Consider the following 19,528-nt stretch of genomic DNA (forward strand, 5'->3'; position numbering starts at 1 on the left):
ACAGTTGACAGTTGACAGTTGACAGTTGACAGTTGACAGTTGACAGTTGACAGTTGACAGTTGACAGTTGTTATTGGTTATTAGCAGGCCCAAGCGAGCAACAAACAAATAACCAATAACCAATAACAAATAACCAATAACCAATGACTTCTTATTTCAGTAAAAGCGGGAAAAAATGCCCTACTGGGCCTTGACCTTCCCCAATATCCAAAGCATATTTGAGAGCAGTAGTCACATAATCCTTAGCCAATGTCACCGCCGAAAACAAATCTTTACCCAAAGCCAAATTAGCGGCGATCGCAGCACTCAAAGTACAACCAGTCCCGTGAGTATTCCCAGTATCAACATTCTCAGTCTTCAACACATCCAACCGCCTACCGTCAAACCAAACATCAATTCCCCGCAAATCTCCCGCCATCCCGCCGCCTTTCACCAAAACAGCTTTCGCACCCAAACGATAAATCTGCTGCGCCGCCGATCGCATATCATCCACAGAATCAATCTGCAAACCGCTCAAAATTTGAGCTTCAAAGCGATTCGGAGTCACGACAGCAGCCATGGGAATCAAAACATCCTGCAAAAATGCGATCGCCCCCTCGTCAATCAATCGATCGCCCGATCGTGAAACCATCACCGGATCGACAACCAAATTCCCTATTCCCAAAACCTCAACCTGTGAAGCCACCGCCGCCATAATTTCCAGGTTCAACAGCATCCCAGTCTTCATAGCATCCACCCCAATATCCCCCACTACCGCCTCAATTTGAGCCGCCACAGCCTCAGCAGACAAAGCATCAACTCGCATCACCCCCAAAGTATTTTGAGCCGTCACGCAAGTCAAAGCACTCGTACCGTGCACGCAGTGAAACGCAAAAGTCCGCAAATCCGCCTGAATCCCAGCCCCACCGCCACTATCCGAACCAGCCACAGTCAAAGCCACAGGAATCTTCGATTTAATCATCTTCTTTCAGCCGCAGATAAACGCCAACTTGAACCAGACAAATCCCAATCATATCTGTGGCACGGGCGTCCCGCCTGTGCTTCCCGTGGCACGGGCGTCCCGCCTGTGCTTCCGAAGGGGTTAAAATTCCCAAACAAAATTAGCTATGATTAAACCAAATGTAAAGAATTATTGCAAACAACTGTGAAAATCACCCGCATCGACCTCAACTCTTGGATCTTCCACATTGCAGGCCAAACCATCCTCGTCGATCCCTGGCTGGTCGATCCGCTGGTATTTTACGGTCAACCCTGGCTGTTCACCGCCTACCACAACACCCCCGTCGCCTTCACTCCCAGCACCTTACCGCCGATCGACCTCATCCTAATTTCCCAAGGATTAGACGACCACTGTCACAGACCAACACTCGAAAAGCTCGATCGCACTATTCCCGCGATCGCCTCACCAACCGCCGCCAAAGTCCTCAGCAGTTTAGGCTACACGAACATCACATCTTTAGCTAATTGGCAAGAATTTAATTATCAAGAAAAGTTACAAATTACCGCCGTACCCGGAGCCGAAGTCCAGCCCGGACAAGAAGAAAACGGCTATTTGCTAAAAGATTTAAGCAGTGGCGAGACACTTTATTACGAACCGCACCTGCCACCATTAGAAAAAGTAAAACAGAAAATAGACACAGTAGACGTAGCGATCGCCCCAGTCATCGGTCAAATCTTCCCATTCCTCGGACAAGTCATCATCGGCCCTTCTGAAGCCCTGAAGCTTGCCCAAACACTCAAACCTCGGTTTTTCCTGCCTACAGCGGCGGGAGACATCCGAGCCACAGGAATTTTACCAAAGTTAGTGCGATCGATCGGCAGCATCCCCGAATTTCGCGATTTACTAGCAAAATCGGGACTCTCCACCCAACTCCTCGAACCCGAACCAGGCCAAACCTTGGAGATTTTAGATTTTAGATTTTAGATTTTAGATTTTTTAGATTTTGATTTGAGATGCTCGATATTTTAGATTTTTTAGATGGGAGATTGGAGATGTTCGATTTTCTAGATTGGAGATTGGAGATTTTTTAGATTGGAGATTGGAGATTGGAGATTCAATCCAAAATCTAAAATCCAAAATCGCAAAATCCCCAATCTAAAATCTAAAATCTAAAATAGAACTCTTGCAAAAATACAATGCACCCCACCCCAACCCTCCCCGAAGTCGCGGGGAGGGGGCAAGATTATTCTTGTTTCCCCCCTTAATAAGGGGGGACTAAGGGGGGTGAATTTGACGAGAGCAAGATATCTAATCATCTTGGCGGGCGACGGTTACGCAAAAACTCAGGAATATCCAATCCCAAATCCTGCGGCGGTTTCGCTTTCGGATCGGGCGTCTGTTGAGCAGGAGTCACCGGCACAGTTGCAGCCCGCCAAGGAGCATTAACATTCTGCGTCCGCCCCGGAGGCGGAGACGCCGCAACTTCTCCCGAAAAACCAGTAGCGATCACAGTAATCTTAATTTCGCCCTGAAGCCGCTCGTCAATCACCGCTCCAAAAATAATATTGGCATTCGGATCGACAACCTCGTAAATCGTCTCAGCCGCCGCATTCACCTCATGCAGCGTCATGTCAGTACCGCCCGTGATGTTAAACACCACACCTCTAGCGCCCTCAATAGACGAAGCTTCCAGCAGAGGCGAAGAAATAGCCTGCATCGCAGCCTCCCTAGCCCGCGACTTGCCAGAACCCACGCCGATGCCCATCAAAGCCGAACCCGCATCAGCCATTACTGCCCGCACGTCAGCAAAGTCAACATTCACCAAACCGGGAATAGTAATAATGTCAGAAATACCCTGAACCCCTTGGCGCAGGATATCGTCAGCAACTCGAAAAGCCTCTTGTACAGGCATTTGTTCCGAAATCACAGACAGCAGCTTGTCGTTAGGAATTACGATCAGCGTATCTACGCGGGTTTGCAAAGCCGCGATTCCTTCCTCAGCTTGGCTGGTGCGCCGCCGTCCCTCAAACGTGAAAGGCCGCGTCACTATGCCCACAGTCAAGGCGCCCATTTCCTTAGCGACCTCAGCCACGATCGGAGCCGCGCCCGTGCCTGTACCACCGCCCATGCCGGCCGTGATAAATACCAAATCCGCATGATTCAGAGCATTAGCAACTTCATCGCGGGATTCCTCCGCAGCCTTTTGACCGATCGCCGGATTGCCCCCGGCCCCCAAACCGCGCGTCAATTTCTGTCCGACTTGCAAGCGTTTCGGAGCATTTGAGAGAACCAGAGCTTGGGAATCTGTATTCACGCACCAAAACTCGACACCAGAAACCTCGCTAGCAATCATCCGGTTAACGGCGTTGCCCCCACCGCCGCCGACGCCAATTACTTTGATTTTCGCGGCACTGCTGGGCATTATGTCTTTGGGATTGACCATAGGATCGATATCAATACTATCTACATTTACATAACCAGACTTGCGTCTAAAGGGATTGGCGGAATCTGCAGCCACCGGAAAATTTTTTACTTCTTCCGAAGGGGGACTGTCTTGGTCAGACCCCTGTCTATTATTAAGCTTCATTAGAGTCGGGGATAGTAGATTACAGCTTGTTAACTAAACGCCAATTCACAATCAACTATAGGCTAAGTTGCGCGAAAAACTAACACTGGTCGATGCTTAATGTTAGCAATCTCGGATTTGGCCGATCTCGCTAGCCCAGACCTCGCTGGACGCCATCCAGGTACTTGACCGGATTAACGCAGTTGTAAGCTGCGTCAGAAGGAAAAAAAATGGATACTAGCCCCAGACGCGGAGCGCTATCCAAAAACTGTGCTGATTTCAAGCCCTGCGTATCGATCCTGATGGCTAAAAATTCTACCTATCCATCGATACCTTCTACCTTCTGTTGACAGAGAATCAATTCTGGGTGCGAGTGGGTGCGGGAGTGGAACTCTCCAAACTGGGGGGGAGTTCTGGCAAATGGACGATCGGCGAAGCAGGATTTTTCAAGTCAATGTAGGCTATTTTGCTTGAATCTAGCTGTTTTGGCAATTGTCGCATTCGGTCTAAAACCTTAAGTTGCTCCGCAGTCTTGGAACTGTACGGCCCTAAGTGTACGGTACCGATCTCTGTTTTCAAGATCAAGTTGTTCGGGTTTTGCCAATTAATCTCAAACACTTTCACCGTCAAGCCGCTGAGTCCTTGGTAAAACTTCGGCCAAGACGCGCGATACTGTTCCAAAGGCCCGATCACTTTTAAAGTTGGCAAAGAACGCTGAGGCTGCGTTCCCGGAATGCTGCCGGGCCCGATCGAACTATTGTGCGATCGTACAGCAGTATAACTATCCGACGGCATCCAACCTCCGCGAGCGTCCAGCCACCCCACTTTTTCCTTGTCACTGTTCGATCTCAACACCGCTGTCGGCTGCGCCACCGCCACCGGCAGGCGTTCTGCCACTTCTACAGTCAAACTCGGGGGAAACAAGTTACGAGTCACCTTCGCTTTGGCGATGGGCCCCGTTGACTCCAGCTTTTCGGCCAGGGCCTGCGGTTGAATCCCCCACAGCGACTGCGGGTAAGACAGCGGCACCAAAGACCGCACCGCCTTATCCGACAGCCACTGATTGCCTTCCACCTTCACTTGTTCCGATCGGGCAATTAACCAAGCCGGCTGAGCAATCCACCACAGCAAACCTCCAGCCATTGCGCTCGCTGCCAGCATTTGCCACACAACAGCCGCCAATCGAGCGCGCCTCTGCTGCCGCAACTTTTGGCGCCTGCGCCCTAACTCTGTTTGAGAAACCGCTCCAAAACTAGCCATCTACCTCTTGACAATATAGTAATTAAGGATTAGCACAAATTCAAAACTGTTTAATCTCTCTCTCTTGAACCCTGTTTTCCCCTACCATTTAACCAGATCCCCGCAAATTTACCCAGACTCCTGCCAATATCAGTAATATCACTGATCCCGATAAGTAATAAAAAATTATTAATTAAAAATTCCCAATTGCAGCGCCGGGAAAACCCCTTATCAGAGCAAGGTTCTTTGGGTATTTAGGGCATTACCCCACAGGGCAAAAGGTTACAAATCAAACTAAACTCAACTAAAGAAAGTTTAGACTTTCGATTAACTTTTTTAACTTTTATTCGGCTTCAATTGTGATCGCACTCGAATTAGACAGATTCTATAAAGCCTGCAACCCGAGCAAGACCCTTGTTGCTGGAGACCCAGGAGATTATCAATACTACATTGATTTTGGTTCCGTGCGTGGCGGCAAAATCATTGAATCTTTACAGCGAACCATTACCCGAATCTCCCCCAACGAGCCAACCTGTCAGCTATTTACAGGACATATCGGTTGTGGCAAATCTACGGAATTGTTTCGACTAAAAGCTGAGTTAGAGCAAGAGGGTTTTTGTGTCGTTTACTTCGAGTCTTCCCAAGACTTAGACATGGGGGATGTAGACATCAGCGATATTTTGCTGAGCATTGCGCGCCAAGTCAGCGAAACTATGGAATCCGCTAAAATCAAACTCAGACCGAGCTATTTTACCAATCTGTTTGCAGAAGTGGCAGAATTTTTGCAGACTCCCATAGATTTGTCAGCGGAAGCCGAGTTATCTGTAGGCATTGCTAGAGTGACTGCTAAAACTAAAGACTCTCCCAAACTGCGATCGCAACTTAGGCAATATCTCGAACCCCGCACCAACAGCATTTTGCAGTCGATCAACGAAGAACTCCTCAACAAAGCTAACGCTGAACTTAAACAGCAAGGCAAAAAAGGGCTCGCAGTCATCGTTGATAACCTCGATCGCCTCGATGCCTCCCTCAAACCCAGCGGACGCACCCAGCCAGAATACTTGTTTTTAGACCGTGGCGAACAGTTGAAAAAACTCAATTGCCACGTCGTCTACACGATTCCATTGACTTTGATTTTTTCCAACGACTTCGGACGCCTCGCCAGTCGATTTGGAGTCAAACCCAAGGTGATGCCGATGGTACCGGTGCAAATGCGATCGGGCGACGACCACCTCGAAGGAATGGCACTGCTGCGACAGCTAGTATTAGCTAGAGCTTTCCCCGCAGTTGCTCCCGATCAACGCATTGATTTGATTTCCCAGGTATTTGACTCTCCCGAAACTTTAGATCGGCTTTGCCGGATTAGTGGCGGTCACGTTCGCAATCTACTGATGCTTTTGTATAGCTGTTTGCAGCACGAAGACCCTCCCTTCTCTCGCGAATGCCTCGAAAGCGTCATTCAAGAATATCGCGATGACCTTTTGGGAGCCATCAATGACATGGAATGGGAATTGCTGTTTCAAGTCGTCAAGCGACAAAGTGTAACCGGCGAAGAAGAGTCTCAAATTTTGTTGCGAAGTATGTTTGTCTTTGAATACCGCGATCAAGAAGGTCGTTGGTTTGGGATTAATCCAGCCCTAGCAGAAACCAGAAAATATAAGGAGTGGCTGCAGCGCACTGAAGCAAAATAGTTGGGATTTTTGAGATAGCTTCGTGACTCTAAGAACCCTTAACCACGAGGGACTTAGAAAGTATTTAACTGAAAATTCATCGCTCACAACTCCGAAATCTTACAATCCAATAAAGAAATCAGTCAGCGGTTTTTGCCACTGGCTGATTTCTGTTGAATGCTGGCTATAGGCGGTGAATGTTATTGTCGTGTAAAACTTTGCCACCACTAAGGACTTTGCCCACTCTCAACTCTCATATCTGCAATGTCATACCCCCTATTTCTGTTTTTACCTGTTGCTCTTAATTTCACATAATCCCATCCCGGACGACATTTTTTTTTGGGGTTGTGCTAAATGCCTGCTACAGATATATCGGAGTTGTTTACTAATAGCTAGCCGTCGGTACGATCGTGAACTTAGCAGTTGGCTATTTATGATCGGTAGTCCTTTATATATAGCTGAATCAAAAAATCTTAGGTGGGCTTAAATTTTTATTGGGAAGTCTAGCATTCTCTGAGATTGAGAGGTATGATATCTTTACATTGAATCTAATAACTATGTAAGTATTGATAGGAGAAGTACGGAAAACTAAGTGTTTATACAGAGATAAGGCGTCATACAGAGACGGCGATGTCTAAGTAGATACGGTTTCAGTCACGATTAGCGAGCGTTAGGTAATTGATTAATGCAAAAGAGGTGCACGCATGACCGATCTAATTAAGGTACAAGAAACTGCCAACTACAACGAGCGCTCGCTCAAAACTCTGGTCAGATCCATCACAATGTCTCAACACCAATTCTCGCTAATTTTGGTGCGCTGCAACTACGAGCAGTTGCGGCAGCAAATAGCGCAGCGGCTGCGAGAAGTGTCCCCAGTTCCAATTCAAGATCTCGTCCTGCCAGCTTCCGTCAAAACCCTTTACACTACTCTGCAGGCAAGCACTTTCCAGGAGGGGTACTCGCCTGTGGTTTCTGCCTCGGCTTTGATGGTATTTGGTTTAGAAACAGTAGTAGCGATCGACGAACTGATGGCCTCTACCAATCAAGTGCGAGACGAATTTCGCAAAAATTTTTCCTGCCCAGTGATTTTGTGGGTAACAGATGACATCGTGACCAAAATGATTCGTCTGGCCCCGGATTTCAAAAGTTGGGCCGCCGCCACAATTAAATTTGAAATGGGCGTTGACGAATTAATTAATTTTCTCGCTAGGCGGGCCGATACTATATTTAAAATAGGCGAACTCAATCAAGCACTCGCCAGCAGCACCGTCAGCACCATCCCTAATGGTGAGACCTGCGAAACCCCGTCCGAAAAACGCGGCCTGGAGCGCGAAATCAGCCCGGGAGAACGCTTTCTAACTTTTAACTCACGGCCCCAAAACCGACGACAATCAGATATCCACTCCTATTCGCCATTGAGTCCGGGCAATACCTTCGATTTGGCGATCGGCTCTTTGCCACGCCGAGAACTAGAATTAGCTTTAAGAGATTTACAAAATCGCGGTGAAGAATTAGAACCCGCCCTCAAAGCCAGCCTGGAATTCGTTCTCGGTAGAGATTACTATGTCAGCGACCAAACCGAAACTGCCTTAATTCACTACCAAGAAAGTTTAGTATTTTGGCAGCAGAAAACGGGCAACTGGGAACTGGCAAACTTGGAACCTTCCGAAAACCCAGAAACCTTCTCCTCCTTGTCGAATCCTGTCCCCAAAATTTTATTTTTAGAGAGAGAAGGCATAGTGCTGTTTCACATAGCCCTGTGTCACCGCTTGCAAGCAGCCAGAAACCCGGTAGCCAACCGCCAGCACTGGGAACAAGCTTGGATTAGCCTGGAAAAATCTAGAAACGCTTTCTCCCTTGCCTCACGCCCGGAATTGGTAGCTGAGGTGACAGCACACCTCGGAGAAGTGCTGCAGCGCTTGAAAGCTTGGGGAGAGTTGCAAGCATTAGCTGAAAATTCTTTGCAGTTGCACTTCACTTACGGTACTCCCAGCCAACTAGCTCAAGATTACGGCTTTTTGGCTGAAGTTGCCCTGCAACAGTCGAGGTGGAGTCAAGCCCGCCAGCTAGCCGAGTTGGCTTTGGCGATTTTGGATCAAACGCCTAATGATTTGAGATTACTGATTGAAGATTTGAGATTGGGGTTTGAGGGAAATTATCCAGAATTTGTGGGATCTAATGAGTCAAGTAACGAACCCAAATCTAAAATTCAACATCCCAAATCCGACAGGAGTTCGTATCTTTTACTTTTAGCCCGAAGTTTGCGGCAGTTAGGCCAGTGGGAAGCGGCGGTTCATTCTTTGGAGTTGGCTCAATCTCAAAGCGAGCCGAAGTACGACCCCCGACTTTACATAGATATTTTGACGGAATTGCAAGCGGTTTATTTCGAGCAGGGAGAGTATCTTAAAGCGTTTCGGATTAAAAAAAGCCAGCGTTCGATCGAATATCAATACGGATTTAGAGCTTTTATCGGAGCCAGCCAACTGCAGCAGCAGCGCCAAGCGGTCAATCCTTCAGGCCCCTCAGCTCAAAACCAAGCTGCCATCGCAGCCTCCATGACAGCTTACTCGCGCCAAACAGATATCAATAGCTTGCTAGAAAGAATTAGCAGGGACGACCATAAATTAACTATTATTCACGGGCCCAGCGGAGTCGGGAAAAGTTCTCTAGTCAATGCCGGCTTAGTACCAGCTTTGAAAAATATTACTCCGGGCGCGCGGGATACATTGCCGGTAGTAGTCAAAGTTTATACCGACTGGCTGGTGGAGTTAGAAAATGCTTTGAACAGCGCACTGTACGACAAACAAGCCGAAGAGGAAAGTAAATTAATCTCCAAAGGACTACAGGAAATCCACAAAAAAAGTTGCTCGGTTATTCCTGCTCGCAGTTCGGAAGTCTCTTCTTTTATTATAGAGCAGTTGCGCGAAAATGCCACAAATAATTTGTTGACCGTGCTGATTTTTGATCAATTTGAAGAGTTTTTCTTTGTTTCGACTTCAGTGGCACAAAGACAACTTTTTTATAATTTTTTGCGTTTGTTTTTGAACTTGCCTTATGTCAAGATAATTCTGTGCTTGCGGGAAGATTATTTGCACTACTTACTAGATTGCGATCGCTTCCCAAATCTTGACGCTATTAACAATAATATTCTCGACAAAAGCATCCGCTACCAACTGCGGAGTTTTTCTATCAAAGACGCGCGGGCTGTCATCGGACACTTAACAGAACGAGCGGAATTTTATTTAGAGCCGGCACTGATCGATGCCTTCGTAGAAGATTTAGCAGACGAACTGCAAGAAGTGCGACCAATCGAATTGCAGGTAGTAGGAGCGCAACTGCAAGAAGAAGGTATTACCAGTCTAGCACAATACCAGCAGTTGGGGGACAATCCCAAAGCAGAATTAGTGAAACGATCGCTCGAAAGAGTCATCTCTGACTGCGGGCCCGTTAACGAAGACGCAGCTTGGAAAATCTTGTTTTCCCTGACAGATGAAAGAGGCGTTCGACTGATAAAAACCAAACACGAACTCTCGTTAGTTACAGGCCCGCAGCCAGCCGATGCCCGCGAAACTGAATTCTCGGCGATCGGCAGAAACAGAATTTCCCTACAGCGACAGTTCGCAAAAGACCCTGAAATCCGACCAAATAAAACCGACAACCTCGACTTAATTTTAGACATTTTAGTTGGTCACGGTTTGCTATTTCTGCTACGGGAGGCGCCCGAAGACCGCTATCAATTGGTACACGACTATTTAGTGCGACCAATCCGCCAAAGATTCGGCTTAGAAGCCAGACTGCACAAAGCAGAAGCAGACAAAAAAATGAGTCAAGCACAGCTCTACCGAGCCAATACTTTTCTCAAACAACTGCTGGGAGTAGCAGTGATCGGCGTCATGCTGCTAACCAGTTCCACCATCGCCGCCGTAAATTTTTGGTGGCGGGCTGTGGGTCAAAAACAGCTAGCTGTCGCTCAAACTCAGCGAGCCGAAATCAGTACCCTGACAGCAGCTTCTGAAGCACTGTATTTCTCAAACAACAAATTTGACGCCATGATGGAAAGTTTGAGAGCTGGTAAAAAGTGGAAACAGATCGAACACTCCCAACAAATGTCTACTCTCAAAGACACAGAAATTCTGATTTCTGCCGCCCTCCAGCAGGCAGTTTATGGAGTCAAAGAACGCAACCGCTTGGAAGGACACGGCGATGTAGTTTGGGGTCTTAGCTTCAGTCCAGACGGCGAAACAATAGCTTCTTCCAGTGTAGATAAAACCGTCAAACTTTGGCGGCGCGACGGCAGTTTGCTGGCAACTTTCAAAGACCACACTAACAGTGTCTCCTGTGTGGCGTTCAGTCCCGACAACAAAACCATAGCCTCGGCAAGTTTAGATAAAACTGTCAAAATTTGGCAAACAGACGGCAGTTTGCTGGCAACTTTCAAAGGGCATACTAATAGCGTTACCAGCGTTGCTTTTAGTTCGGACGGTCAAACGATCGCCAGTGGATCTACAGACAAAACTATCAAACTTTGGAAAACCGACGGCACGCTGCTGCGAACGATCGAACAATTTGCTCCCGTAAATTGGCTAAGCTTCAGCCGCGACGGCAAAATAATCGCTGTGGCGAGCGATGACGGTACTGTGAAACTGTGGAGTTCTGACGGCCGGTTAATCGCTAATTTATGGCACAGCGAAAACAGACAACCCTCGAAAATTTACACCGTCAGTTTCTCCCCCGATGGTGAAACGATCGCCAGTGCCGGTGAAGATAAAACGGTGAAAATCTGGAGCATCGCTGCACTCAAACACCCCGCAAGAGAAAATTCAACACCAGCAAAAAAAGCTGAACTGCTAGCAACTTTGCGGGGACACAGCAAGTGGGTATTTGGTGTCAGTTTCTCCCCCGACGGTCAAACACTTGCTTCTGGAAGTGCAGACGGGACTGTCAAACTCTGGAGTCTTGCTGGTGTTGGCGACAAACGCCCAACCGATGCTAGCAACATTAAACCAGAGAGTCGCTTACTGAGAACTTTTGAGGGACACGCCGATCGAGTTACTCAGGTGAGTTTTAGCCCGGAAGGCAAAACCTTGGCTTCGGCAAGTTTTGACAAAACTATCAGGCTGTGGCGACTCGATGACGTGCCGCTCAAAACCCTCGACGGACACCAAAACCGGGTGCAAGGCGTTACTTTTAGCCCGGACGGCCAAAGGCTGGCTTCTGCTTCTACGGACAAAACTATCAAACTCTGGAGTCGCACGGGAGTTTTGCTCGAAACCTTGGAAGGACACACTCAGAGAGTCGCCAGCGTCAGTTTCAGCCCCGACGGCCAGCTACTTGCTTCTGGGAGTTACGACAAAACGGTGAAGGTGTGGAGTTTGACAGAAGATGGCATGAATAATATTCTCCCTTGTCCTTCGGCTCCGCTGTTCCCGTGTTCGCCTTCTGTGCTGTTCACTCTCGACGGCCACACCGACAGCGTGATGAGCGTGAGTTTTAGCCCCGACAGCGAGGTTCTGGCTTCGGCGAGCAAGGATAAGACTGTGAAACTCTGGACTAGAAGCGGCAGGTTGATTAAGACTTTGACGGGACACACAGGCTGGGTGACTGGGGTGACTTTCAGTCCCGACGGCTCAATGCTGGCTTCTGCAAGCGATGATGGTACTCTCAAACTCTGGAATCGGGATGGTCGTTTGCTAAGAACTTTTGAAGGAGCTCACAACAGTTTTGTGTTGGGGGTTGCTTTTAGCCCTGATGGCAAAATGCTGGCTTCGGCTGGTTACGACAATTCGGTGAAATTGTGGAAGGTAGACGGGACTTTGGTGGCGACGCTGCTGAAGGGTTCTAGCGACAGCGTGACTAGCGTGGGTTTTAGCCCGGATGGTTTGTTGGTTGCTTCGGGCAGTTACGATCATAAGGTGAAGCTTTGGAGTCGCAGCGGGACTTTGCTGAAAACTTTGACGGGTCACAAGGATAGCGTGATGAGCGTGAGTTTTAGCCCGGATGGGAAGGTTCTGGCTTCTGCGGGCCGGGATAATCGGGTGATTTTGTGGAATTTGGATCTTGACGATTTACTGGTGAGGGGCTGTGACTGGGTGGGAGATTATCTGAGAACTAATCCTAATGTGAGCGATCGCGATCGGCGTCTCTGTGAGGGGGTGGCGGCAAAACCAAATCGATTTTAGATTTTAGATTTTAGATTTTCGATTGGGGAATTGAGTCGATTTTAGATTTTCGATTTTAGATTTTCGATTGGGGGATGCAGTCGATTGTCGATGTTACTCACCCCCTTGAGGATCTCGATCGCTAATTTCTCCCCCCTTCCCCCTTCCCCCTCCCCCCTCCCCCTCTCCCTTTCTCAAAAACTATTTTTTCCTTCCCCTTGCTCTCGGCTTCCTGTAAAGTAAATAATTGTAAAGAAATATGAGTTTTCTCTTATCCTTTGGTTAAGACCGCCAGCTAGCATTCACAATTAAGACCCGGATTATAAGTTCCTATGTCACAGCTTTTCCCGCGAAAATTTCTAGCCTCTGTTGCCGCATTTTTTCTGGCTTTGTCCGTGTGGACGATCGCACCTGCGGCCCACGCTTTCAACAATCCCGATTTGTTGCCGTCAACTCAGACGCCGATCATTGATTTAGCTAAAGCCCTCACGGATATTGAAGAACAAAGTTTGGCAAAAAATTTAAACGCATTTGAAGCCGAAACCGGCTGGAAATTGCGAGTGCTGACTCAGTACGATCGCACGCCCGGTTTGGCTGTCAAAAGCTATTGGGGGCTAGATGACAAGAGTGTGTTATTAGTTGCTGACCCCCGAGGGGGCAATTTGCTCAATTTTAATGTGGGCGACTCGCTGTATCCGCTGCTGCCGCGCACTTTTTGGGTGGAACTGCAAACCCGCTACGGTAATCAATTTTTTGTGCGGGACAATGGGGAAGATCGAGCGATTATTGAATCTTTGGAGTCGATAGAAGGCTGTTTGCGTCAGGGCGGATGCCGCGTGGTTCCCGGTTTGCCGAGGGAACAGTGGGTTCTGACGTTAATTACGTCGGTGGTTGGCGGCGTCATCTGCGGGTTTGCCGCTCAGCCTCGGAAGCCGGGACAGGTTGTGGCTTGGCAGTGGGCTCTGATTTTTTCGCCGCTGTGGGGCATTCTGTTTTTCGCTTTCGGACTTGGGCCTGTGGTGACTCGGACTTCTGACTGGTTGCCTGTGGTTCGGAATGTGTCCGGTTTTGCGATCGGAGCTTTGGCGGCATTCCTGACTCCGGTGCTGGGCAAATCTTCTTCGTCGTCGGAAACTTAGTTGGCAGTTGTCAGTTGGCAGTCAACAGTCAACAGTCATCAGTCAACAGTCAACAGTCATCAGTCAACAGTCAACAGTCAACAGTCATCAGTCAACAGTCAACAGTCAACAAATGACTAAAAGCTGGTAAGCTGATACCTGACAACTCAGAGGCGACAGCTATCCAACAAATGGAATGGCACGTAAGCGATGCCCAGAGTCTGGGATTAATCGATAACGAAATTGGCGACCACGGTTTTTCAGCGGCGGAGTACGAAATAGTCCGCCGCGTGATTTATGCGACTGCTGATTTTGAGTACAAGTCTTTAATTAGTTTTTCCGATCAGGCTTTGCAGGCTGGGGCGGCGGCTTTGGCTGCTCGAACTACGATCGTGGTAGATGTGCCGATGGTGCAGGTGGGCATTACGCCACAAATCCAAAGTACCTTTGCGAATCCGGTTTACTGTTCGATGGAGGCTTTGACACGCCCCCAAAAGGAAAGGACGCGGGCGGCTTGGGGGATTGAAACTTTGGCAAGACGCTATCCTGAAGGGATTTTTGTGGTGGGCCAGGCTCAAACTGCTTTGTCGGCGATCGTAGATTTGATTGAATCTGAGGAAATTCGACCGGCCTTGGTGATTGGCACTCCTTCTGGGTTTGTGGGGGTGGACGTGGCTAAGTCGCGGCTGCACGATTCGATGATTCCTCACATTCGGATTGAGGGCCGCAAGGGTTCTGCGGTGGTGGCTGTGGCTATTGTTAACGGGCTGGTGGATTTGGCTTGGCAAGCTTACGGCCAAGAGGGGAACAGTTGATCGAGAAGTCAGCAGTCATTAGTCATTAGTTATTAGTTATTAGTCAGTAGTCATTCTATCTGTGAGATCATTTCCGGTTGCATCGGAATTATTAGCCAAAATTAGGAGACGGCAGTGCCGTTTCCCTACAATATTATTTTCGGTAGGGAAACGGCACTGCCGTCTCCTCGCTTGTCATTCCGATAATAACGGAATTTATATGAGCTCCGAGAAACCGGGTTTTTCACCTTAATTTGCGACTACAACCAAGTATCTCCCAAAAACCCGGTTTCTGCCCACGCACCCGTGCATAAGTCCCAGATTAATAATCAGCGGACGATCGCCTTTTTGTGCTTCTATTGTCATTATCTCGATCGCGGTCTTTTTTCCTACCTTTTTTAATTTGCTGGCTCATCTCGACAAACAAATCTCTGCGTAAATAAGGATAGTCGCTCACCCACACGTCACGGCTGGGAATATAAATATCTGAAACTTTGGCAATTCTGCCTAAATCTTCTTGATTTGACATGATTAACATTAAAGCAGCTTGACCGGGGACAATTCCTTGGTGTTCTTTCCGCAAGGGAGCTCGAAGTGTAGTGGTAAATCCGGTTTTGTCGCCAACTTCTAAGTTGATTCGCGGTTCTAGGTTGTCAATTATTACGAGTTGTCCTTTTTGATTGACTGTTTCTTCTTGACTTGTGACTTCATCTGTGATGTAAATATCCAAAACTCGTCCTTGCCAAAAACCGCAGTATTGATATTTGCGGCATTCTGCATTCCGCAAACTCGCCCACAAAATCGGCCCCCATAGCCAGTACAAACCAGCTATCAATCCGGTGATTAAAACTAGCGGCCCGACATCGGAACCGACGAAGCTGTAGACAACCAGCACGAGAATTACGATAACCGCAGAGATTAACATTCTCCTCAAGAAATCGGGCGGTTTCCCCCAGCAATATTTGTATTGAACTCCCGTGGCGACGGCGGGAATTAGTTCTTGAAATGTTTGGCGGGTTAAGGGAATTAGCATAGGAAGTTATTGGGAATTGGGCATGGGAATGGGGAATGGGGAATGGGGCATGGGGCATGGGGCGTTAGTTATTGATTATTAGTGATTGGTTATTGGTTATTGGTTATTGGTTATTGGTTATTGGTTATTTACTAGAAATTAGGGATTAGGAATTAACAATTAGCAATTAGCAATGCCCAATGCCCAATGCCCAATTCCCCATGCCCCATGCCCCATGCCCAATTCCCAATTCCCAATTGCCTATAGTATTTTTTCCAGGCCGTAAACGAGCGATCGCAATTCAATGACTTTGCGTATAGACAGCAAGACTCCTGGCATATAACAAGCTCGATCGCTCGTATCGTGTCGTAAAGTATAAACTTGACCGGCGCCGCCAAAAATTACCTCTTGGTGGGCAATTAAACCAGGTAAACGGATGCTGTGAATGCGAATCCCTTCATCGGCCACAGAACCTCGAGCTCCGGCTAATTTTTCCGTTTCCTCAACTTCAGGCCGATTGAAAGTTTTTCCCATTTCTGCTAACATTTGGGCAGTTTGAATTGCCGTACCGCTGGGGGCGTCGGCTTTTTGATTGTGGTGCAGCTCGATAATTTCTACGTGTTCAAAATACTGAGATGCCGTGACGGCGGCTTGTTGGAGCAAAACCATGCCGATCGAGAAATTGGGTATGATCAAACAGCCGATGCTCGCTTTATCAGCGAATTCAGCTAAGTTTTCAATTTGCTTGCTGCTCAATCCGGTAGTGCCGACTACTGGGCGAACCCCGTAAGCTATAGCCGATCGCACGTTTTCATAAACTGACGAAGGGTGCGTAAAATCTACCATCACGCCTAACTGCTTTTCCTGAGCTGCTAATACCAGCATTCCTTGCAAGTCGTCCGTGATGGGAACTTCTAACGGGCCGCATCCGGCTAATTCCCCGGCATCGGCGTTGAGGCACTCAGGAGAGCGGTCTACAGCCCCAAATAAGGTCATGTCACTAGCATGGGCGATCGCCTTAATTACTTCGCGGCCCATTTTGCCCGCAGCACCGTTAACAATCACCGGAATCGGAAGTTGATTCGCCATCATCTCAAAAATATCCTGAAAGTTCGATCGACTAAATTTTAACGCTTGTGCGAATTGGGGGAAACAAGGAATGAAAGACAGGATTTGTCGGCAAATCTTCAAAAACCCGGTTCCCATTCGAGAAATACTTTGCCAAATCGAGTAATTAGCTTAAAGAAACTCGGTTGTGGCACAAGTTCTGAAAAAATTACATTCAATCTCATATTAAGCTCAATTCTGTAAGAACAGACTTGTGCAAAGCTAATTTGCACCGACATATTTTTTCTGTGACTGCCAAATTCTCTCGAAATCTTCGATATGTCATGTCTGTCGCAACTGGCTTCGACCTGAGTTCTCAAAACCGACGGGTCAGGATTTTGCCGGCAATGTTTGCGGGCGTGACTGTAACGCTGCTGAATATGGGAGTTCGGCAGTTGGGAGGCCTGCAAAGTTGGGAATTGGGGAGTTTTGACTCGTTAGTGCGCTTGCAGCCAGATTCGGACACCGATCCGCGACTGTTGGTAGTGGCCATTTCTGAGGCCGATATTCAAGCTTTGGGGAGATTTCCGATTTCCGACAAGGTGATCGCCAAAACCTTGGCCAAACTGCAAAAGTATCAGCCAAAAGTCATCGGTTTGGATTTGTACCGCGATTTGCCTCAAGCGCCGGGACACGAAGAATTGCTGGCCGGGCTGAAAGCACCGAATGTGGTGGCGATCTATAAATTGAGCGATTCAGAAAGTCAGGGAGTGGCTGCGCCCCCTGGGATACCGCCCGATCGAGTTGGTTTTAACGACTTCGTGCTCGATCCTGATGGCGTTGTACGCCGTAATTTGCTCTCAGTTTCGCAACCAGACAAAAAGATTGCTTTATCGTTTTCTATGCAAGTGGCTTTGTTGTATCTCAAAGACAGAGTACAGCCGAAAAATAGCGCTGTTCATCCCCACCAAATCAACTGGGGAAAGGCAGAATTTGTGCCTTTAACTTCTGACAGTGGTGGCTATGCAAATCTCGACGCCAAAGGCTACCAAATTTTGCTCAAATACCGTTCTGGTAACGATGTGGCGCGACAAGTCAGCATCAGGCAGGTATTGAAGGGGGAAATTGACCCAAGCTGGGTTAAGGACAAGATTGTGCTGATCGGGACGACGGCACCGAGTACCAGAGATTTGTTTTTGACGCCCTACAGCCCTGTTAAAAAGCAAAGTCCGAAAATGCCGGGGGTGTTGCTGCACGCGCAAATGCTCAGCCAAATATTGAGTGCGGTTTTGGATGGGCGATCGCTGTTTTGGGTGTGGCCGGAATGGGCGGAAATTTTGTGGAACGGTGCTTGGGCGTTGGTGGGCGGGGTTTTGGCTTGGCGGATTCAGCACCCTGCGAGGGCGGGATTGGCTGGGGGTGCGGGATTGATGGGACTGTTGGGGATTAGTTATGGGATTTTTACTGGGGGTGGGTGGGTACCCTTAGTGTCGCCGACTTTGGGTTTGGTGGTGACTGGTGTGGGTGTCAGTGCTTACAGGAAGCTTTACGATGCTTTTCACGATTCTCTGACGGGTTTGCCTAACCGGGATTTGTTCGTGGATTGCCTGGGGCGGGCGATGATCGCCAATACAAGGGGCCGGCGCAGCTATCTGTTTGCGGTGCTGTTTTTGGATTTAGACAGGTTTAAGGTGATTAATGATTCTTTGGGTCATTTGGTGGGGGATGAACTGCTGATGGCGGTGGTGCTGCGGTTGAGGGCTAGTATTGGTCGTGCAGATACTGTGGCGCGGGTGGGGGGTGATGATTTTGCGATTTTGGTGAGGAATGTTGATGTTGGGAGTGCCGTGGATTTGGCCACTCGAATTCACCAAGCTTTAATTGTGCCTTTTGAGTTGAAGGGGCAGGAGGTATTTGTGACGGCAAGCATCGGGATTGCGCTGGGGGGTGAACCTGCTGCTACTGTCAGGGAACAGCCGGAACACTTGCTGCGGGACGCCCACACGGCGATGTACCGGGCGAAGGCTTTGGGAACGGGAAGGTATCAGGTGTTTAATGCTTCGATGCACGCTTTGGCGGTGGAGAGGTTGCAGTTGGAAACTGATTTGCGGATGGCCCTCAAGCGTCAGGAGTTTTTGCTGCACTACCAGCCGTTTGTATCTTTGGCAAGTGGGAAGATTATTGGGTTTGAGGCTTTGGTACGCTGGCAGCACCCGCTGCGAGGTTTGATTTCGCCAGTGAAGTTTATTCCGGTGGCTGAGGAAACGGGGGCAATTGTGCCACTGGGTGAGTGGGTGTTGGAGGAGGCTTGTCGGCAGTTGGGGCTTTGGGAGGGAATGTTTGATTTCGATCAACCTTTGATTATGAGTGTAAATTTATCTGGCAAGCAGTTTGCTCAGCCGGATTTGGTTGATCGTATTCAGGTGATTTTGGAAACAACGGGTTTGAGTGCCGAGAGTTTGAAGTTGGAGATTACTGAGAGTGTGGTGATGGATGATGTGGAGTCGGCGATCGCGGTTTTGAAGCAGATGAAAGGGTTAAATGTCAAGTTGGGAATTGATGATTTTGGCACTGGTTATTCGTCGTTGAGTTATTTGAGTCGTTTTCCTACGGATACTTTGAAGGTTGATAAGTCGTTTGTGGGGCGGATGGAGCTCGAAAGCGAGGGGGAGAATGTGGCGATCGTGCGGACGATTGTGGCACTGGCTCATGCTTTGGGTATGGATGTGATTGCTGAGGGTGTGGAGACGGCGGCACAATTAGCTAAGTTGAGGTCGATCGGCTGCGAATATGGTCAGGGTTATTTTTTTGCTAAGCCGTTACCGAGCGAGGCTGCGACTGCTTTGATTGCTTCAGGGCCGCAGTGGTAAATCCTGTTTGTTTCACATACTCCTGGCCGCAGCAACCGAGTTTGATGAACGAAAATCGATCGTGCAACACCATAGAGCCCGGTTGCAAAACCCGGTTTATTTGGTTTTTGTGCG

At 48.4% G+C, this 19,528-nt stretch carries 11 protein-coding genes; 6 read left to right on the forward strand and 5 right to left on the reverse strand.

Annotation, left to right across the window (positions count from 1 at the left end; genetic code table 11):
- Positions 1-151 precede the first annotated feature (151 nt).
- Complete coding sequence (thiD, locus tag QUA43_RS28910) at positions 152-961, reverse strand: bifunctional hydroxymethylpyrimidine kinase/phosphomethylpyrimidine kinase (RefSeq protein WP_333379002.1); 810 nt, start codon at positions 959-961, stop codon at positions 152-154.
- 183 nt (positions 962-1,144) lie between these two features.
- On the opposite strand from thiD, the gene QUA43_RS28915 reads away from it, so the two are divergent.
- Positions 1,145-1,924, forward strand: a complete 780-nt coding sequence (locus QUA43_RS28915; RefSeq protein WP_333379004.1) for an MBL fold metallo-hydrolase — start codon at positions 1,145-1,147, stop codon at positions 1,922-1,924.
- A gap of 328 nt (positions 1,925-2,252) precedes the next feature.
- On the opposite strand, the gene ftsZ is transcribed toward QUA43_RS28915, so the two are convergent.
- Both ftsZ and QUA43_RS28925 read right to left on the reverse strand, forming a co-directional pair.
- Entirely contained in the window at positions 2,253-3,527 is a 1,275-nt protein-coding gene (gene ftsZ, locus QUA43_RS28920; RefSeq protein WP_333105247.1) for a cell division protein FtsZ, read from the reverse strand.
- A gap of 336 nt (positions 3,528-3,863) precedes the next feature.
- Positions 3,864-4,766 carry an FtsQ-type POTRA domain-containing protein gene (locus QUA43_RS28925; RefSeq protein ID WP_333379006.1) on the reverse strand — a complete coding sequence of 301 codons (903 nt, stop codon included), beginning with the start codon at positions 4,764-4,766 and terminating at the stop codon, positions 3,864-3,866.
- Positions 4,767-5,104: 338 nt separating this feature from the next.
- Here QUA43_RS28925 and QUA43_RS28930 point away from each other — a divergent pair, with 338 nt between their 5' ends.
- From QUA43_RS28930 to QUA43_RS28945, 4 genes are all read left to right on the forward strand, one after another.
- The gene (locus QUA43_RS28930) at positions 5,105-6,436 is read left to right on the forward strand and encodes a P-loop NTPase fold protein (RefSeq protein ID WP_333379008.1); all 1,332 of its coding nucleotides are present in this window, start codon (positions 5,105-5,107) and stop codon (positions 6,434-6,436) included.
- Between the two features lie 683 nt (positions 6,437-7,119).
- Positions 7,120-12,594: a WD40 domain-containing protein gene (locus tag QUA43_RS28935; RefSeq protein WP_333379009.1), complete on the forward strand. Its 5,475-nt coding sequence runs from the start codon at positions 7,120-7,122 to the stop codon at positions 12,592-12,594.
- A 311-nt stretch (positions 12,595-12,905) separates the two neighbouring features.
- Positions 12,906-13,712, forward strand: coding sequence for a TPM domain-containing protein (locus QUA43_RS28940; RefSeq protein ID WP_333379011.1), 807 nt, complete (start codon positions 12,906-12,908; stop codon positions 13,710-13,712).
- A 170-nt stretch (positions 13,713-13,882) separates the two neighbouring features.
- Positions 13,883-14,506: a precorrin-8X methylmutase gene (locus QUA43_RS28945; protein WP_333152258.1), complete on the forward strand. Its 624-nt coding sequence runs from the start codon at positions 13,883-13,885 to the stop codon at positions 14,504-14,506.
- 301 nt (positions 14,507-14,807) lie between these two features.
- Here the strand turns inward: QUA43_RS28945 and QUA43_RS28950 are convergent, their stop codons facing one another.
- A complete protein-coding gene (locus tag QUA43_RS28950) occupies positions 14,808-15,518 on the reverse strand; it encodes a phosphate ABC transporter permease (RefSeq protein ID WP_333379013.1) in 711 nt (236 codons plus the stop codon).
- 240 nt (positions 15,519-15,758) lie between these two features.
- Positions 15,759-16,586, reverse strand: a complete 828-nt coding sequence (dapB, locus tag QUA43_RS28955) for a 4-hydroxy-tetrahydrodipicolinate reductase (protein ID WP_333379032.1) — start codon at positions 16,584-16,586, stop codon at positions 15,759-15,761.
- Between the two features lie 302 nt (positions 16,587-16,888).
- Here dapB and QUA43_RS28960 point away from each other — a divergent pair, with 302 nt between their 5' ends.
- Positions 16,889-19,414, forward strand: a complete 2,526-nt coding sequence (locus tag QUA43_RS28960; RefSeq protein ID WP_333379015.1) for an EAL domain-containing protein — start codon at positions 16,889-16,891, stop codon at positions 19,412-19,414.
- Positions 19,415-19,528 lie beyond the last annotated feature (114 nt).

The organism is Microcoleus sp. N9_B4 (assembly GCF_036701635.1).
Classification (GTDB): domain Bacteria; phylum Cyanobacteriota; class Cyanobacteriia; order Cyanobacteriales; family Microcoleaceae; genus Microcoleus.

Bases quoted from the DNA above. Each gene is read 5' to 3' on its own strand.
- QUA43_RS28945 (WP_333152258.1), top strand. From the start codon at position 13,883: ATGGAATGGCACGTAAGCGATGCCCAGAGTCTGGGATTAATCGATAAC.
- QUA43_RS28950 (WP_333379013.1), bottom strand. From the start codon at position 15,518: ATGCTAATTCCCTTAACCCGCCAAACATTTCAAGAACTAATTCCCGCC.
- QUA43_RS28935 (WP_333379009.1), top strand. From the start codon at position 7,120: ATGACCGATCTAATTAAGGTACAAGAAACTGCCAACTACAACGAGCGC.
- QUA43_RS28925 (WP_333379006.1), bottom strand. From the start codon at position 4,766: ATGGCTAGTTTTGGAGCGGTTTCTCAAACAGAGTTAGGGCGCAGGCGC.
- thiD (WP_333379002.1), bottom strand. From the start codon at position 961: ATGATTAAATCGAAGATTCCTGTGGCTTTGACTGTGGCTGGTTCGGAT.
- ftsZ (WP_333105247.1), bottom strand. From the start codon at position 3,527: ATGAAGCTTAATAATAGACAGGGGTCTGACCAAGACAGTCCCCCTTCG.
- dapB (WP_333379032.1), bottom strand. From the start codon at position 16,586: ATGGCGAATCAACTTCCGATTCCGGTGATTGTTAACGGTGCTGCGGGC.
- QUA43_RS28960 (WP_333379015.1), top strand. From the start codon at position 16,889: ATGTCTGTCGCAACTGGCTTCGACCTGAGTTCTCAAAACCGACGGGTC.
- QUA43_RS28940 (WP_333379011.1), top strand. From the start codon at position 12,906: ATGTCACAGCTTTTCCCGCGAAAATTTCTAGCCTCTGTTGCCGCATTT.